General features: G+C 73.4%; 11 protein-coding genes and 1 pseudogene. 11 read left to right on the top strand and 1 reads right to left on the bottom strand.

Annotated elements, in window-relative coordinates; all coding sequences use genetic code 11:
- Positions 1-446: 446 nt before the first annotated feature.
- The 3 genes from BGK67_RS34330 (at position 447) to BGK67_RS34320 (ending at position 4,262) form a co-directional block, all read left to right on the top strand.
- Positions 447-2,060: a class I adenylate-forming enzyme family protein gene (locus BGK67_RS34330; protein ID WP_069924463.1), complete on the top strand. Its 1,614-nt coding sequence runs from the start codon at positions 447-449 to the stop codon at positions 2,058-2,060.
- A gap of 59 nt (positions 2,061-2,119) precedes the next feature.
- Entirely contained in the window at positions 2,120-2,434 is a 315-nt protein-coding gene (locus BGK67_RS34325; protein WP_069924462.1) for an antibiotic biosynthesis monooxygenase family protein, read from the top strand.
- 166 nt (positions 2,435-2,600) lie between these two features.
- The gene (locus BGK67_RS34320) at positions 2,601-4,262 is read left to right on the top strand and encodes an FAD-dependent oxidoreductase (RefSeq protein WP_069924461.1); all 1,662 of its coding nucleotides are present in this window, start codon (positions 2,601-2,603) and stop codon (positions 4,260-4,262) included.
- Positions 4,263-4,278: 16 nt separating this feature from the next.
- Here BGK67_RS34320 and BGK67_RS34315 read toward each other — a convergent pair whose 3' ends face one another.
- A complete protein-coding gene (locus tag BGK67_RS34315; RefSeq protein WP_069924460.1) occupies positions 4,279-5,043 on the bottom strand; it encodes a thioesterase II family protein in 765 nt (254 codons plus the stop codon).
- 434 nt (positions 5,044-5,477) lie between these two features.
- Between BGK67_RS34315 and BGK67_RS34310 the strand changes: the two genes are divergently transcribed.
- The 8 genes and pseudogenes from BGK67_RS34310 to metF all read left to right on the top strand — a co-directional run bounded on the left by BGK67_RS34310 (position 5,478) and on the right by metF (position 18,149).
- A complete protein-coding gene (locus BGK67_RS34310) occupies positions 5,478-6,437 on the top strand; it encodes an aromatase/cyclase (RefSeq protein ID WP_069924459.1) in 960 nt (319 codons plus the stop codon).
- Between the two features lie 22 nt (positions 6,438-6,459).
- Entirely contained in the window at positions 6,460-8,229 is a 1,770-nt protein-coding gene (locus BGK67_RS34305; protein WP_069924678.1) for an acyl-CoA dehydrogenase family protein, read from the top strand.
- Between the two features lie 47 nt (positions 8,230-8,276).
- Entirely contained in the window at positions 8,277-9,116 is an 840-nt protein-coding gene (locus BGK67_RS34300) for a 4'-phosphopantetheinyl transferase family protein (protein ID WP_069924458.1), read from the top strand.
- A gap of 121 nt (positions 9,117-9,237) precedes the next feature.
- Entirely contained in the window at positions 9,238-11,319 is a 2,082-nt protein-coding gene (locus BGK67_RS34295) for a condensation domain-containing protein (RefSeq protein WP_069924457.1), read from the top strand.
- A 162-nt stretch (positions 11,320-11,481) separates the two neighbouring features.
- Positions 11,482-12,690, top strand: coding sequence for a methionine adenosyltransferase (gene metK / locus BGK67_RS34290; RefSeq protein ID WP_069924456.1), 1,209 nt, complete (start codon positions 11,482-11,484; stop codon positions 12,688-12,690).
- A 72-nt stretch (positions 12,691-12,762) separates the two neighbouring features.
- Positions 12,763-13,749, top strand: coding sequence for a carbohydrate kinase family protein (locus BGK67_RS34285; protein ID WP_069924455.1), 987 nt, complete (start codon positions 12,763-12,765; stop codon positions 13,747-13,749).
- Positions 13,746-17,200, top strand: a pseudogene (gene metH, locus BGK67_RS34280) (methionine synthase). Before BGK67_RS34285 ends, metH begins: the two are co-directional and overlap by 4 nt.
- Before the next feature lie 82 nt (positions 17,201-17,282).
- Positions 17,283-18,149: a methylenetetrahydrofolate reductase [NAD(P)H] gene (gene metF, locus BGK67_RS34275; RefSeq protein ID WP_069924677.1), complete on the top strand. Its 867-nt coding sequence runs from the start codon at positions 17,283-17,285 to the stop codon at positions 18,147-18,149.
- Positions 18,150-18,161 lie beyond the last annotated feature (12 nt).

Raw genomic sequence — 18,161 nt, 5'->3', positions numbered from 1 at the left:
CGGGGCTCGCCGCCTTCCGGCCCGGCGGGCCGGGCGCGGCACCCCCGGCGGGGGTTCCGGGTAGTGCGTAGTGCGAGGTCACGCGGACGGCCGGGCGGGGGCGGGCACCGGCCCGACTCCTCGGGCGCCCGTCCGTCGCACGCGTGGCGGCCGCCGTCTGCGGCCACCGCCCGACAACCATCCAGACCCGTGCTGTGGCGCGGCTTGAGCACGCTTCGAAGCTTCTTCGAGCACGGAAGCCGACGGTGGTACCCGACGCTCCCCCACAGCCGCCCGCCGGCGCACCGCCCGGCCGGCCGAGACGGCGGCCGAGGGACCGGCCGGCCGCCCAACAGACCGGCCGCCAACAGACCGGCCGCCAACAGACCGGCCGCGAACAGACCGACCAGCCCACGGACCCCCCGTCCCCGGACCGACCGCCACCCGCCCGACCAGTGAGGAAGACCGTGCCGCGTTTCACGTATCCCGAACTCCCGCTGGACGCCCTGCTGCGCCGGGCCGCCGTCCGCGACCCCGGCGGCTGCGCCGTCGCCGCCGGCGAGGACGAGGTCACCTTCGCCGAGCTCGACGACCGGGCCGACCGGTACGCGGCCTACCTGGAGCAGCGGCTCGGCCGCCGCGGCGCCCGGGTCGGCGTCGCCAACGTCCTCGACGCGGACTTCGCCGCCGCCTACTACGGCACCGTCCGCAGCGGCAACACCGTCGTCCTGGTCAACCCGCTGATCAAGGAGGCCGGGCTGGTGCACGTCTGCGCCGCGGCCGAGGTCGAGGTGGCGCTGGTCCCGACGGCGACGGCCGAACTGCTCGTCAAGGCGCGCGAACGGCTGCCCGCCCTCGCCGAGATCCTGGTCACCGACGCGCCCGACGGGGTGGTGCCCGCGGACACCGTGCCGGTGGCGCTCGCCCTGGACCGGGTGCCCGGGGGCCGGCGCGCCGCACACGGCTCCGGCGAAGGGGGCGCCGACCTGTCCGCCGACGCCTGCATCCAGTTCACCACGGGCACCACCGGCCTGCCCCGCGGAGTCCGCCTCAGCCACCGCAACCTGGTGGCCAACGCCGCCCAGACCGCCCACGCGCACGGGCTGGGCAGCGACAGCGTGACCCTGAACCACCTGCCGCTCTACCACGTCATGCACCTCAACTCGGCGATCTACGCGGGCGCCCGCCAGGTGCTGTGCGCCGACCCGGCCCCGGTGGCCGCGCTCGAGCTGGCCGCCCGGGCCGGCGCCACGCACTTCTACGGGCTGCCGGCCCGCCTGCACCGGCTCGCCGCGGCCCTGCGCCCCGGCGAGGAGGACGGCGCCGGCCTGCCCGCCCCGCCGGCCGGGCTGAGCCTGCAGGCCGTCCTGTCCGGCGGCACGGCGCTGTCCCCGGCCGCCACCCGGCAGCTCCAGGGCTGGCTCGGCGTCCCCGTCGTCCAGGGCTACGGCATGGCCGAACTCTCCCCGCTCGCCCACAGCCAGGACCCCGGGCAGCCGCTGACCGGCTCGGTCGGCGCCCCCGTGCCGGGCACCGAGTGCCGGATCGTCGACCTCGCCTCCCGGGCGCCCGTCGACGTGTACAGCACCGGCGAGGTCCAGATCCGCGGGCCGCAGGTGATGACCGGATACCTCGGCGACGACGAGCGGGGGCACCTGGACGCCGAGGGCTGGTTCTCCACCGGCGACGTCGGCTACGTCACCCCGGACGGGGTGCTGTTCCTGGTGGACCGGCTCGGCGACGTCTTCAAGTACGACAACGAACTGGTCTCCCCGACCGCCGTCGAGCGGATCCTCGCGGACGACCCGCGCGTCGCCGACTGCGTGGTCGTGGGCTGGCCCGACCCCGTCCACGGAGCCCTGGTGTGGGCGGGCATCGTGCTGCGCGAGCCGACCGCCCCGGGACTGCTCGACCTCGTCGACTCGATCGTGGTGCGGGCCAACGAGCGGCTCGCCCCTTTCGAGCAGATCCGCCGCGTCGAGGTCGTCGACTCCGTTCCGCGCACGCCCATCGGCAAGCCGGAGCGCCGCGGACTGCGCCGCACCCTCCAGGAGCGGGCGGCCGCCGAGGCCGCCGCCTGACCCCCGCGCCCCACCGCCCACCGTCTTCACGCCCACCCGCAGATCCACGAGGAGAGACCATGCCCACCTTCATCAACAAGCTGACCGTGCAGGGCGACATCAACGAGTTCCTGGCCGCCAAGGAGGCGATCACGGCGTTCATGAGCTCCCAGCCCGGCCACATCGGCAACCAGACCCTGCGCAGCCTCAGCGAGCCCGGCGTCTTCGTCGAGGTCGCCCACTGGGATGACCCGGCCGCCCACCAGGCCGCCGTGAGCAGTGCGGAGTTCCGCTCGCTCGTCGCCCCGCTGGCCGCGCTCGCCAAGCCGGAGCCGGGCCTCTTCGAGGTGGTCGAGTCGGGCGCCCGCCTGCAGGAGGACGGCACGTACGCCTGATACCGGACCGCCGCCCCCGCCCCGCCCCCGTCCCCCCGATGCCCGGAGACCCTCATGGTGACTCTGATCGACAAGATGACCGTCCTCGGCCGTGTGAACCGGCTCCCGGCCGCCGCGGAGCTGGTGACCGCCCCCGAGGGTGCCCACTCGGACGAGGCCGGCAGCCATGTCTGACCGCACCGGGGACGCGGCCCGCCCCCGGACGCGGAACGGGGCCGCCGAGGTCCTGGTCGTCGGCGCCGGGCCGGTCGGTCTGACGGCCGCCCACGAACTGGCCCGCAGGGGCCTGCGGGTGCGGCTGATCGACGGGGCCGAGGGGCCCGCCCGCACCAGCCGCGCGGTGGCCGTGCACCCGCGCACCCTGGAGACCTTCGACCAGATGGGCGTCGTGGCACCCGTCATCGAGGCCGGGCGCCGCAACCGCGCCTTCACGATGTTCGCGCGCGGGCGCAAGCTGGTGCGGCTGGACGCCGACTACGCCTCCATGCCCACCCGTTACCCGTACACCGTCATCATCGAGCAGACCCGCACCGAGGCGGTGCTGCGCGAGGCCGTGGCCCGGCTCGGCGTCCGCGTCGAATGGGGCGTGCGGCTCACCGGCCTCTCCCAGGACCCCGCCGGGGTGCGGGCCCGCCTGGAACGGGCCGACGGCACGCGGGAGGAGTACGAGGTCCCCTGGCTGATCGGCTGCGACGGCGGCCACAGCACCGTCCGCAAACAGCTGGAGCTGCCGCTGCTCGGCGAGTCCAGCGAGACCTGGGAACTGGCCGACGCGCCGGTGGTCACCGGCCTCGCACAGGACAGCATCTACTGGGTGCACACCGGCCGGCAGGCCATGATGATGGTGCCCTACAGCCGCGAGGGGCACTGGCGGCTGCTGGACACCGCGCCCGCCGGGGACGCGGCGGGCGGCGTCGCGAGCCGCTTCGGCACCAAGCTCAGCGCGGGGCTCGGACAGAGCGTGCGCGTGGGGGAGCCGCAGTGGACCTCCGTCTTCACCTTCCAGCAGCGCATGGTGCCGCGGATGCACGAGGGCCGCTGCTTCGTCGCCGGTGACGCCGCCCACGTGCACAGCCCCGCCTCCGGGCAGGGCATGAACACCGGTGTGCAGGAGGCCTACAACCTGGCGTGGAAGCTCGCCCAGGTCGAGCAGGGCTGGGCCGGGCGCGAACTGCTCGACACCTACGGCGAGGAGCGCGTGCCGGTGGGCAAGGCGTTGCTCGGCAGCACCCGCACGGCCACCTTCCTGGTCCAGTTCAAGAACGTCATGGCCGGGCTGATGCTGCCGGTGGTCATGGGTGTGGTGCGCAACGTGCCGCCGCTGCGCCGGGCCATCCAGCGCAAGGTGCTCGGCGGTATGTCCGGGCTGCGCCTGGCCTACCCCGACTCCTCGCTGACCCTCCCGGACCCCGGCAGCGGGACCCCGGCGGGCAGCCGCGCCTCGGCCGCCGCCGCCCGCTTCCCCGGCCACCCGGGCGCGGACGCCCTCCAGGAGGAACTGCGCGACACCCGCTGGTCGTTGCTGTGCGCAGCGGGCGGCCCGGACGCCGCCGCGGCGGCGTCCGCCGAGGCCGCGGCCGGGTACGGGGCGTGGCTGTCGGTGCGGACGGTCGGCGGGGAGCCCGGCGCGGGCCCCGGCGCGCTGCCCGACCCGGACGGGCGGCTGCGCCGGGCGCTCGGCCTGGTGCCCGGCGGCTGGGTGCTGATCCGGCCCGACGGCTATTTCGCCGCCGGCGGCGCCTCGCTGACCGGCGCGATCCTGCGCCGGGCGGTGGCCCCGCTGGGTGCCGAGGCCGTACGGGTACGCGAGCCCGCCGGCGTCGTCTGAAACCGCCCCCCGGCGGTCAGACGGCGCCGGCGAGCGAGGCGGTCAGCCGCGCCGACACGGTGCGCAGGACGGCGGCGGTGTGGTCGCTCAGGTAGAAGTGGCCGCCCGTGAAGACCTCCGAGTGGAAGTCGCCCGAGGTGTGGTCCCGCCAGGCCAGCGCCTCGTCGACGGTGACCTTGGGGTCGGCGTCCCCGGTGAAGGCCGTCACCGGGCAGCGCACGGCGGCTCCGGGGCGGTAGACGTGCGTCTCCACCGCCTTGTAGTCGGCGCGGATCGTCGGCAGCAGCATCGCCCGCATCTCCGGGTCGTCCAGCAGCTCGGACCCCGCCGCCCGGTGGGACTTGATCTCGGCGACCAGCTGGGCGTCGCTCGCGTCGTGCCAGCGCTCGGCGCGGCTCGCCGAGGGGGCCCGGCGCCCCGAGACGAACAGCTCGACGAGCCCGTCCCCGCGCGCTTCGAGGCGCTGGGCGACTTCGAAGCCGGTGACGGCTCCCATGCTGTGCCCGAAGAGGGCCAGGGGCGTGTCCCGGTAGGCCGTGAGCTCCTCGGCGATCCGGTCGGCGAGGGTGCCGATGTCCTCGACCAGGGGCTCCATGCGCCGGTCCTGGCGGCCGGGATACTGCACGGCCAGCACCTCGACCGAGGGCGAAAGCGCCTTGGCGACGGGGAAGTAGAAGCTGGCGGAGCCGCCCGCGTGGGGCAGGCAGACCAGGCGCACGGCCGCGTCGGGGGCCGGACTGAAGACGCGGAACCACTCCGGATCGCCGCTGGGCCCGTTCATTGCTTCTCCGCTCGCCGCTCTTGATCGTTCCCGGTCATGTCCGATGACCCGTTCCAGGGTGCCGGGCGCGGCGGCCGGGCGAAACCCCGGACCCGTCCCGGCGGGCGCCCGCTCGACGCGGCCTCGACCGGATCTCCGCCGCCTCTCCGGCCGTCCGGGAGAGCGTGTCGACCAGCGGGTGTCACCGAACCCGCCGTGATCCGTACGGCCCGGCCCACCCCCGTCCCGGCCGTGCGGTTCGCAGCGCCCGGCCGGCGCGCGTGCACCAGCTCCGAGGTCGTCGCCCCTCCTGACGAGGACGCGGCGGCCTCGGATTTTCGCGTCCGGCCGCCCGGCCGCCGGGAACCTCGAGAGGCCCTGGAGGTCGAGAGGGATTCGAGCGGCTCTCCGGCGGATCTTGTCAGTCTCGAGAGCCAGCGAGAGAGGTTGAGCCGATGACGGGTGAGCGAGTACACCGCAGGACGTACGCGGTGGACGTGGCGGCGCCGGCGGGCGTCGTCTACGGGTTGATCGCGGACACCACCCAGTGGCCGCTGTTCGTACCGCCGAGCATCCACGTCGAACGGCTCGACTTCGACGGGGTCCGGGACCGGTTCCAGATGTGGGTGACCGCCAACGGCACCGTCAAGTCCTGGCTGTCGCGCCGCACCCTGGACCCGCAGGCCCACCGCATCGACTTCCACCAGGAGGTCCCGGCCGGGCCCGCCCTGTCGCTGGGCGGCCGCTGGTCGGTCGAGGCGCGGGGCGCCGGACGCTCCCGGCTGACGCTGGACCACGAGTTCACCGTCGCCGACGACCGGCCCGAGGACCTGTCCTGGGTGGAGCGGGCGACGGACGACAACAGCCGGGCCGAGCTGGCGCGGCTCAAGGAGACCGCCGAGCGCTGGACCGCCCTGGACTCCCTGCTGCTGACGGTCGAGGAGTCCGTCCGCGTCAAGGGGCCCGCCGAACTCGTCTACGACTTCCTCTACGGCATCGCCGACTGGCCCGGCCAGGTCCCGCACGTCGCGCGCGCCGACGTCGCCGAGGAGCGGCCCGGTGTGCAGGTGGTCTCGATGGACACCGTGTCCGGACCGGACCGGGCCACGCAGACCACGCAGGAGGTGCGGATCTGCTTCCCGCACGCCTTCCGGATCGTCCACAAGCAGACGCGGACCCCGCTGCTGCTGGAGGCGCACACCGGGGAATGGTCGGTGCTCCCCGACGAGACGGGCGTCACCGTCCTCGCCCGGCACAACGTGCTGCTGCGCGAGGAGGCCGCCCGGGCGGTCCTGGGCCCGGGCGCCGGCATCGAGGAGGCGCGGCACCACGTACGCGAACTGCTCGCCGGACAGAGCGCCACCGTCCTGAACCTCGCCAAGCGGCACGCGGAATCCACCATCCGGACCCTCTGAACGGGAGTTGATCGACGCCATCATGACCACCTCCCTGCATGCCCCGGACCACCCGCAGGCCACGCCCGCCACCGCCTCCGCGTCCCACGAGGCGGCGGCGCTGCGCCGGGCGGCCCGGCTGGAGGCCCTCCTCGGAGCCCCCCACGACCCCGCGAACCCGCACGGGATCGCCGCGCTGTGCGCCGCCGACTCCCGCGGGGAGCTCCCGGCCGCCACCGAACGGCTGCTGATCGGGACCGGGCTCGCGGCCGAGTTCGTGCCGGCCGAGTTCGGCGGCCGCCTCACCCGCGCCGACCTGCTCGCCAAGGTGCTGCGCCCGGTCTTCCGCCGCGACCTGGCGCTCGGCTTCGGCTTCGGCATCACCTCGCTGTTCGCGACCGCCGCGGTCTGGGCCGCCGGCACCGCACGCCAGCGCGAGCGGACCGCGGACCTGCTGCTGGGCGGCGGACGGGCCTCGATCGTCCACCACGAACTCGCCCACGCCAACGCCATCCTGCGCGACGAGCTCGTCGCGACCCCGGACCCGCGCGGCGGCCACACCCTCGACGGCCGCAAGGACGTGATCATGAACGCGTCGCGGGCGGGCGCGTACGTGGTCTACGCCCGCACCGCGCCCGAACGCGGCCCCCGCAGCCACTCCGTCCTGCTTCTGGACCCCGCGGAACTGCCCGCCGGGGGCATCCGGCACCTGCCCCGCGTCCCCACCCCCGGCATGCGCGGCGGCATCTTCTCCGGCCTGGAGTTCACCGGCTGCCCGGTCCCCCAGGACGCCCTGGTCGGCAGCCCCGGCGAAGGCGTCTCGCTGGCCCTGCGCACCTTCCAGGTCAACCGCTGCCTCATCCCCGGCGTCGCCATCGCGGCCGCCGACACCGTGCTGCGCTCGGCCGTGCGCGCCGCGTCCACCGGACGCAGCACCCCCGTGGCCAAGCGCTGGCACAAGCCGCTCGCCGGGGTCTTCGCCGACCTGCTGGCCTGCGACAGCATGGCCACCGTCGCGCTGCGCTCGCTCAGCCTGCTGCCCGAGCGCGCCCACATCCTGGCCGCGGCCGTCAAGTACGTGGTGCCGGACCTGCTGCGCGAAAGCCTGGAGGAACTCGCCACCGTGCTGGGCGCGCACGGCTACGAGCACGGCAGCCCGCAGTACGGGTCCGTCGACAAGCTGATGCGCGACCTGCCCGTCGCGGGCCTGGGCCACGCCGGCACGGCCGCCTGCCACGCCGTCATCGTCCCCCAGCTGCGCACCCTCGCCGAGCGCTCCTGGTTCCTCGCGGAGGAGCCGCCGCCCGAGCTGTTCCGCAGCGGGGCGACCCTGCCCGCGCTCGACTACCGGCTGCTCGGCATCGCCAGCGGCGAGGACTTCCTGTCCGCCTCGCTCATCGGCTCGGCCGGCCGCCTGGCCGCGACCCGGGGCGTCGGCGGCCAGATGGCCGTCCTCAGCGACCTCGCCGAGGGCTTCGTGGGCGAACTGCGGGCGCTGCGCACCGAGTGCGCGGCCCTGCCCGCCACCCGGGCCGCGCTGACCGATCCGGCCGTCGTGATCCTCAGCGACCGGTACGCGATCGTGCAGGCCGCCGCCGCCGTACTGGGCATCTGGGAGGGGCAGGACGGCACCGACGCCTTCCTCGCCGACCCCGCCTGGGCGGTCCTCGCGCTGACCCGGCTCGCCGGACGGCTGGGCATCGTCGTCCCGGACCTGCCCGAGAGCTGCCTGCGCCAGGTGCTCGACGAGCTCATACGCCGCTACCGCGGGGGTCTCAGCTGCGATCTCGACGGCAGCGAGCTGACCCAGTGAGGGAGAACCACAGGGAGAACCGGGGGATTCGGGAAGGGAACCAGTCCATGCCTCACCAGACCGCACGGGGCGAGCGCGCCATCGCGCCGCCCCTCCACGTCTCCGGACCCGGCGGTCCCTGGGACACGGTGCGCGAGAACCTCGAACGCGACGGCAGCGCCGTCGTGTTCGCCACCTGGGGCGAATGGCTGACCGCGGCCCTCTCCGACGCCGAGCTGCGCCCGCTGCTCGGCCGCGACTGGCAGCGCTACCGGCGCACCGAGAACGCGGCGATGCGCTACTGCTTCGTCGCCTCCCGCATGGTCGTGAAGTACACGGCCGCCGCGGCCTTGAGGACGGAACCGGCCGCGCTCGACCTCGCGTACAAAATCGGTGGAAGGCCGTACATCCGCGGATTCGACCAGATCGACATCAGCCTGAGCCACACCGACGACCTGATCGTGGTCGGCGTCAGCAGGACGGGCCGGATCGGTGTCGACACCGAGTCCGCCAAGCGCAAGATCTCCTTCGAGCTGTTCCACGACCACATGTGCACCCCCGCGGAACACGCGGAGCTCACCCGCATGTCCCAGGACCGCCAGACCTCCGAGCTGCTGCGGCTGTGGACCCTGAAGGAGGCCTACACCAAGGCGCTGGGGCAGGGACTGCGGCTGGGGTTCACCGAATTCGGCTTCGGCCTGGAGAGCGGCCGCCTGATCGCTCCCGACGGTTCCCCCGCCTCCCGCGGCGAGTGGGCGTTCGCCACCTTCCCCGTACTCGCCGACCGCTACCTGGTGAGCGTCGCCTGCCACGACACCGGGCTGGACACCGCCCGCGACACCGCCGTCCACACCATGCTCGACGAGGGCTTCATGGGAGCGGTCGAGGAAGGCCTGGCGAGCGCGTGAACCGGACGAGCAGGCCGTGTCAGCGCCGTGTCAGCGGCGCGTGGCCGCCGCCCGCACACTCCGGGACCTTTCCATGTCCCTGCCCATGCCCGACGCACACCGCCGACCGAGGAGGGAGCAGATGGCCGCGCCCGTGACGGTGATCGTCACTCCCGGCCCGCCGCCTTCGCTCGACCTCCACGGCCCGCTCACGCCCCGGGCCCTGGAGGCGGCGCTCGCGGCACTGCCGCCGTGCACCCCGACGCTGCACCGGCACACCGAGACCCATCACACCCTGCAGGTGCCCCCGCCGCCGTTCCCCGCGGGCGCCCTCGCGGACCTGCTGGCCTCGCCGCGCTCCGGGGACACCGCGTCCGCCCCCCGCCGCACCGCCGACGGCCCGGACCCCGGCCGGACCGGCACCGCCGGCGCGCCCGAAGCGGTCCTGGCCACGGCCCCCGCCGCCCCGCTCCAGCGCGACGTCCTGCTCGACGCGCTGGCCCGGCCCGGCGCCGGACTGCACGTCGGGCAGGTGTACTGGCGCTGGCACGGCCCCCTGGACACCGCCCGGTTCACCGCCGCCTGGCAGTCGCTCGCCGACCGCGAGGCGGTGCTGCGCGCCGCACTGGCCCGGCCCGTGCGCGACACCGGACCGCGGATCGCCGTCCATCCGCACGCCGCCGTGGAGATCCTGCGCCACGGGCACGAGGAGACCGACTGGCCCACCCTGCTGGCCGGAGAGCGCGCCCGCGCCTTCGACCTGCGCCATCCCGGGCCGTTGCGCATCGCGCTGCTGGACGATCCGCCGGCCGGGCAGGACGGCGGCGCCCGCTCCACCCGGATCCTGATCACCTATCACCAGGTGCTGCTGGACCGCCCCGGCATCCGCACCCTGCTCGGCGCCTTCTACCGGGCGTACCTCGCCGACGGCCGGGTGCCCGGCGGCGACCGCCGGCCCGACGTACGCGACCACCTGCACTGGCTGGGCGCCCAGGACCCGGCGCCTGCCCGCGCGTTCTGGTCGCGGGCCGCCCCCGCGCCCGGCGCCGCGACCCTGCCCGCCCGGCCCGCCGCCCGCACCACCGGGCGGCTCGGCCACGGCCGGACCCGGCAGACCCTCAGCGCCGCCGAGGCGGTCCGGCTGCGCGAATGGGCCGCCCGGTGGGGTGCGAGCGAGAGCACCGCGCTGCACGCCGCCTGGGCCCTCCAGCTCTACCGGCCGGCGGCCGACCTGGACGCGAACCCGCGGCCCGTGGCCTTCGCCGTCACCCTCTCGGGCCGCGGCATCCTCCTGGAGGGCGTCGAGGCGCTGCCCGGCCGGATGCGCAACCCCCTGCCCGTGCACCTCGTCGTCGACCCGGCCGCGCCGCTGCGGCGGCTGCTCGACGACCTGACCTGCCGGGTGCTGGACGCGTCCGCCTACGAATGGGTGTCCGCGGGGCAGATCCAGGCGTGGTCGGGCGCCTCCCCGGCCGAGGGCCGGATCACCGAGTCCCTGATCGTGTTCGAGCCCCCGGCGCAGCGCGAGCACGGCCACGGGGAGAGCGCGTACCGCGAGGAACTCGCCGCCGAGGGCGTCCGGGTGGACCCGCCCGAGGCGCTCGGCCCGCTGACCGGCGTGCCCTTCACCCTCACCGCCCAGCACGCGGCGGACGGCTCGCTGGTGCTGACCGCCGTACACGACCGCACCCGCCTCTCCGACAACGCGGCCGCGCTGATCCTGTCGCAGACCGCCGGCCTGCTGCGCGAACTGCCCTTCTGCGCCGACGGACCCACGACCGTCGCGGAGGCGCTCGGGCTGCTCTCCGGAGCCCGTGTGCCCCCGGTCACCATCCGTCCGAGCGGCGGGCTGCGCCTGCTGCGCGAAGCCGCCCACCCGGGCGCCGGCACGGTCTGCCTGATCCCGCCGCCGGACGCGGCGCCCGACTGCTACGGCGGGCTCGCCGACCTCCACCCGGGACCGGAGGCGCTGGCCACGCTGAGCGCTCCGGCCGACGCCGCGGACTTCCTGGCCGGGCTGCGCCCCTCGCTCGCCACCGGGGAGCCCCTCGTACTGGCCTGCTTCTCCGGAGCGGGCGCCCTCGCCTGCGAGATCGCCGACCGGATCGCCGCCCACGGCTGGTACCCGCCGTTCGTCGTGATCGCGGGGACCGCCGACGGCGGCCCGGATTCCGCCCGCGCCCTCACCCGGGCGCTCACCTCCGCGACCGCCAGGCCCGGATAGGCCCCACCGACCACCGCTGGGGGTGCCTCCGGCCGGAGGCCGGTGGAGTGCCCCCATCCGGCTGCCGCCGCCTGCCGACGCGGGCACGCGCACCTCGTCCGCCCGCGGTCTCCCACCGCCGCTCTGCCACGAGCCGAGCGTCCTCTCCCACCCTGGAGCACTATGTCCCGCCGACTGTTCACCTCCGAGTCCGTCACCGAAGGCCACCCCGACAAGATCGCCGACCAGATCAGCGACACGATCCTCGACGCGCTCCTCGCCCAGGACCCGACCTCCCGCGTCGCCGTCGAGACCCTCATCACCACCGGTCTCGTCCACATCGCGGGCGAGGTCACGACCAAGGCCTACGCGCCGATCCCGCAGCTGGTCCGCGACAAGATCCTCGAGATCGGCTACGACTCCTCCGCCAAGGGCTTCGACGGCGCCTCCTGCGGCGTCTCCGTCTCCATCGGCGCGCAGTCCCCGGACATCGCGCAGGGTGTCGACACCGCCTACGAGAAGCGGGTCGAGGGTGATGAAGACGAACTCGACAAGCAGGGCGCCGGCGACCAGGGCCTGATGTTCGGCTACGCCTGCGACGAGACCCCCGAGCTGATGCCGCTGCCGATCCACCTCGCGCACCGGCTCTCCCGCCGCCTGTCCGAGGTCCGCAAGGACGGCACGCTCCCGTACCTGCGCCCCGACGGCAAGACCCAGGTCACCATCGAGTACGACGGCGACACCGCGGTCCGCCTCGACACCGTGGTCGTCTCCTCGCAGCACGCCTCGGACATCGACCTGGAGGGCCTGCTGGCCCCCGACATCCAGGAGCACGTGGTCGCGTACGTGCTGGCCCAGCTCATCGAGGACGGCATCAAGCTGGACACCGAGGGCTACCGCCTGCTGGTGAACCCGACCGGCCGCTTCGAGATCGGCGGCCCGATGGGCGACGCCGGCCTGACCGGCCGCAAGATCATCATCGACACGTACGGCGGCATGGCCCGCCACGGCGGCGGCGCCTTCTCGGGCAAGGACCCGTCGAAGGTCGACCGCTCCGCCGCGTACGCGATGCGCTGGGTGGCCAAGAACGTGGTCGCCGCCGGCCTCGCCTCGCGCTGCGAGGTCCAGGTCGCCTACGCCATCGGCAAGGCCGAGCCCGTCGGCCTGTTCGTCGAGACCTTCGGCACCGCCAAGGTCGACACGCAGAAGATCGAGGACGCCATCGCCGAGGTCTTCGACCTGCGCCCGGCCGCGATCATCCGCGACCTCGACCTGCTGCGCCCGATCTACGCCCAGACCGCCGCCTACGGCCACTTCGGCCGCGAGCTGCCGGACTTCACCTGGGAGCGCACCGACCGTGCCGAGCGGCTCAAGGCAGCGGTCGCCCGCTGACACCCCGCACGACCCCTCATCGCCCCGCGGCCCGCGGGGCACCGGCCCCCTCCGTCCCGATCAGGAGACCACGTGCGTATCGCGGTGACTGGATCCATCGCCACGGATCACCTCATGGCCTTCCCGGGCCGGTTCGTCGACCAGCTGCTCCCGGACCAGCTGGAGCACGTCTCGCTCTCGTTCCTCGTCGACTCGCTCGAGGTGCGGCGGGGCGGAGTGGCGGCCAACATCGCCTACGGTCTCGGCGGACTGGGCCTGGCCCCCGTCCTCGCCGGGGCGGTGGGCCCCGACTTCCACGAGTACGAGGTCTGGCTCAAGGAGCACGGAGTCGACACCAGCGGGGTGTACGTCTCCGACACCTGCCAGACCGCGCGCTTCATGTGCATGACCGACCAGGACGCCAACCAGATCGCCTCCTTCTATGCCGGCGCGATGGCGGAGGCGGCCGAGATCGACCTGCGCGGCCTCACCGGACCCGGTGACCCGCCCGTCGACCTGGTGCTGGTCTCGCCCAACGACCCGGCCGCGATGCTCCGGCACACCCGCCAGTGCCGCGGGCTGGGCATCCCCTTCGCCGCCGACCCCTCCCAGCAGCTCGCCCGCCTCGACGGCGACGAGGTGCGGGAGCTGGTGACGGGGGCGCGCTGGCTGTTCACCAACGCCTACGAGTCCGCGCTGCTGCGCGAGCGCACCGGCTGGGACGCGGAGGAGATCCTCGAACGGGTCGGCATCTGGGTCACCACACTGGGCGCCGAAGGCGTCCGGATCGAGCGCAAGGGCGAGCCCGCCCTCACCGTGCCGGCCGTCCCCGACATCCGGCCCGAGGATCCGACGGGCGTCGGCGACGCCTTCCGGGCCGGGTTCCTCGCGGCCGTCAGCTGGTACCTGCCGCTGGAGACCGCCGCGCAGCTGGGCTGCGCGATGGCCGCGCTGGTCCTGCAGGCCGTCGGCTCGCAGGACTACGAAGTCGACGGCGAACGGCTGCTGGCCACCCTCGCGACGGTCTACGGGACCGAGTCGGCCCGGCTGCTGGGCCCGGCACTGCGAGCGCTGGCATGAGCCGGGCCCGGGTCGATGCCCTCCGAGAGGCGCTCGCCACCCGCGTGGTCGTCGCCGACGGGGCGATGGGGACGATGCTCCAGGCGCAGGACCCTTCGATGGAGGACTTCCAGCAGCTGGAGGGCTGCAACGAGGTCTTGAACGTCACTCGCCCCGACATCGTGCGCACGGTGCACGAGGCGTACTTCTCGGTGGGTGTGGACTGTGTCGAGACGAACACCTTCGGTACGAACCTCGCCGCGCTGGCCGAGTACGACATCGCGGAGCGCAATTTCGAGTTGTCGCAGGCGGGTGCGCGCATCGCGCGTGAGGTGGCCGACGAGTTCACCGTCTCGACGGGGCAGCAGCGCTGGGTGCTGGGCTCGATGGGCCCGGGTACGAAGCTGCCGACGCTCGGCCACATCACGTATGACAAGATCCGCGATGCCTACCAGGTCAACGCGGAGGGCCTGCTGTCCGGTGGCGCGGACGCGCTGCTGGTGGAGACCACGCAGGACCTGCTGCAGACGAAGTCCTCGATCATCGGCGCCCGCCGGGCGATGGAGGCACTGGGCGTCACGGTTCCGCTGATCTGCTCGGTGACGGTGGAGACGACCGGCACGATGCTGCTGGGTTCGGAGATCGGCGCGGCGCTGACGGCGCTGGAGCCGCTGGGCATCGACATGATCGGCCTGAACTGCGCCACCGGGCCCGCCGAGATGAGCGAGCACCTGCGCTACCTGGCGCGGCACTCGCGTGTTGCGCTGTCCTGTATGCCGAACGCGGGCCTGCCCGTCCTGACGAAGGAGGGCGCGCACTACCCGCTGTCGGCCTCCGAACTGGCCGACGCGCAGGAGGCCTTCGTACGGGACTACGGGCTCTCGCTGGTCGGCGGCTGCTGCGGCACCACCCCGAGCACCTGCGCCAGGTCGTGGAGCGGGTTCGCGGGGCCGCGCCGGGGGCCCGCGATCCGCGTCCGGAGCCGGGGGCCGCTTCCCTGTATCAGACGGTGCCGTTCCGGCAGGACACCGCTTATATGGCGATCGGTGAGCGGACGAACGCCAACGGGTCGAAGAAGTTCCGCGAGGCGATGCTGGAAGCCCGCTGGGACGACTGTGTGGAGATGGCACGGGACCAGATCCGCGAGGGCGCGCACATGCTCGACCTGTGCGTGGACTACGTGGGCCGTGACGGTGTCGCGGACATGCGGGAGCTGGCGGGGCGTTTCGCGACGGCCTCCACGCTGCCGATCGTGCTGGACTCCACCGAGGTCCCCGTCATCCAGGCGGGTCTGGAGAAGCTCGGCGGGCGCGCCGTCATCAACTCGGTGAACTATGAGGACGGTGACGGGCCGGAGTCGCGTTTCGCGAAGGTCACCCGGCTGGCGCGGGAGCACGGTGCGGCGCTGATCGCGCTGACGATCGACGAGGAGGGCCAGGCCCGGACCGTCGAGCACAAGGTCGCCATCGCCGAGCGGCTGATCGAGGACCTGACGGGGAACTGGGGGATCCGCGAGTCGGACATCCTCATCGACACCCTGACCTTCACGATCTGCACCGGCCAGGAGGAGTCCCGCAAGGATGGCATCGCGACGATCGAGGCGATCCGCGAGCTCAAGCGCCGTCACCCGGACGTGCAGACGACGCTGGGCCTGTCGAACATCTCCTTCGGTCTGAATCCGGCCGCGCGTGTGCTGCTGAACTCGGTGTTCCTGGACGAGTGCGTCAAGGCCGGTCTGGATTCGGCGATCGTGCACGCGTCGAAGATCCTGCCGATCGCCCGGTTCGACGAGGAGCAGGTCACCACCGCCCTCGACCTGATCTACGACCGGCGGACCGAGGGCTACGACCCGCTGCAGAAGCTGATGGCGCTGTTCGAGGGCGTCAACACCAAGTCGTTGAAGGCCGGGCGTGCGGAGGAGCTCCTCGCGCTGCCGTTGGACGAGCGGTTGCAGCGGCGGATCATCGACGGGGAGAAGAACGGCCTGGAGGCCGATCTGGCCGAAGCGCTGCAGACCCGTCCGGCTCTGGAGATCGTCAACGACACCCTGCTGGAGGGGATGAAGGTCGTCGGTGAGCTGTTCGGGTCCGGTCAGATGCAGCTGCCGTTCGTGCTCCAGTCGGCCGAGGTCATGAAGACGGCGGTGGCGTATCTGGAGCCGCACATGGAGAAGACCGACGACGAGGGCAAGGGCACGATCGTGCTGGCCACCGTGCGCGGTGATGTGCATGACATCGGGAAGAACCTCGTCGACATCATCTTGACGAACAACGGCTACAACGTGGTCAACATCGGCATCAAGCAGCCGGTCTCCGCGATCTTGGAGGCCGCGCAGGAGCACAAGGCCGATGTGATCGGCATGTCGGGGCTGCTGGTGAAGTCGACCGTGATCATGAAGGAGAACCTGGAGGAGCTCAACCAGCGCAAGCTGGCCGCCGACTACCCGGTCATCCTGGGCGGCGCCGCCCTCACCCGCGCCTACGTCGAACAAGACCTCCACGAGATCTACGAAGGCGAAGTCCGCTACGCCCGCGACGCCTTCGAAGGCCTGCGCCTGATGGACGCCCTGATGGGCGTCAAGCGCGGAGTCCCCGGAGTCGAGCTGCCGCCGTTGAAGCAGCGCCGCGTACCCAAGCGGGACACCCCGTTCCCGGTCGCGGAGCCCGAGGAGGGCGGCCGGTCCGACGTTGCCGTCGACCATCCGGTGCCCGCCCCGCCGTTCTGGGGCACCCGCGTGGTCAAGGGCATCCCGCTCAAGGACTACGCCTCCTGGCTCGACGAGACCGCACTGTTCAAGGGCCAGTGGGGCCTGAAGGACGCCGAGACCATCGAGACGGACGGCCGGCCCCGGCTGCGCGGCTGGCTCGACCGGCTGCACACCGACGGGCTGCTCGAAGCGGCCGTCGTGCACGGCTACTTCCCCTGCGTGTCCAAGGGCGACGACCTGATCATCCTCGACGAGTTCGGCGGCGAGCGGACCCGGTTCACCTTCCCGCGCCAGCGCCGCGGCCGCCGGCTGTGCCTCGCCGACTTCTTCCGCCCCGAGGAGTCCGGCGAGACCGACGTCGTCGGCCTCCAGGTCGTCACCGTCGGCAACCGCATCGGGGAGGAGACGGCCCGGCTCTTCGCCGCCGACGCCTACCGCGAGTACATGGAGCTGCACGGGCTCTCCGTCCAGCTGGCCGAGGCCCTGGCCGAGTACTGGCACGCCCGCGTCCGCGGAGAACTGGGCATCGCCGGCTCCGACCCAGCCTCCATGGACGGCATGTTCCGCACCGAGTACCAGGGCTGCCGCTACTCGCTGGGTTACCCCGCCTGCCCCGATCTCGAGGACCGGGCGAAGATCGCCGACCTCCTGCGGCCGGAGCGGATCGGCGTGCACCTGTCCGAGGAGTTCCAGCTCCACCCGGAGCAGTCCACCGACGCGATCGTGATCCACCACCCCGCGGCCACGTACTTCAACGCACGCTGACACCGGAAGGAACGATCCCTTGGCAGCCGTCATCGAAGAACGCCCCACCCTGGTCCGGCTCCGCCCCGCCGACCGGCCCGGTGTGCGCGAGATCCTGGCCAGCGGCCGGCGCTCGTACTCCTTCGAGTTCTTCCCGCCCAAGACCGAGGCGGGCGAGCGGACCCTGTGGAACGCGATCCGCCGCATCGAGGCCTTCGCCCCCTCCTTCGTCTCCGTCACCTACGGCGCGGGCGGCTCCTCCCGTGACCGCACCGTCGAGGTCACCAAGCGGATCGCCGCCGAGACCACCCTGCGCCCCGTCGCACACCTGACGGCGGTCGGGCACTCGCGCGCCGAGCTGCGCCACATCATCGGCCAGTACGCCGACGCGGGCATCCGCGACGTGCTCGCCCTGCGCGGCGACCCGCCGGGCGATCCGAAGGGCGCCTGGACCCCGCATCCGCAGGGCTTCACGCACGCGCACGAGCTCGTCAGCATGATCCGCAAGCTGGGCGACTTCAGCGTGGGGGTGGCCGCGTTCCCCGAACGGCACCCGCGCTCTCCCGGCTGGACCGAGGACGTCCGGCACTTCGCCGAGAAGTGCAAGGCGGGCGCCGACTACGCCATCACGCAGATGTTCTTCCACGTCGAGGACTACCTGCGGCTGCGCGACCGGCTGGACTCGATCGGCTGCCTGACCCCGGTGATCCCCGAGATCATGCCCGCCACCGACGCGCGCCAGATCCTGCGCTTCGCCGAACTCAGCGACGCCCGCTTCCCCGACGCCCTGGCCCGCCGCCTGGAGGCCGTGCAGGACAGTCCGGCCGACGGGCACAAGGTGGGCGTGGAGTACGCGACCGCGATGGCCCAGCGCCTGCTGGCCGAAGGCGCCCCGGGCCTCCACTACATCACCCTCAACCGCTCCACCGCGACGCTCGAGATCCACCAGAACCTGGGCGTCACCTCCTAGCCCCGCCATCCA

This window comes from Streptomyces subrutilus (assembly GCF_001746425.1).
Lineage (GTDB): Bacteria > Actinomycetota > Actinomycetes > Streptomycetales > Streptomycetaceae > Streptomyces > Streptomyces subrutilus_A.
The sequence above is the reverse complement of the archived record's forward strand: the minus strand, read 5'-3'. Positions and strand labels throughout refer to the sequence as shown.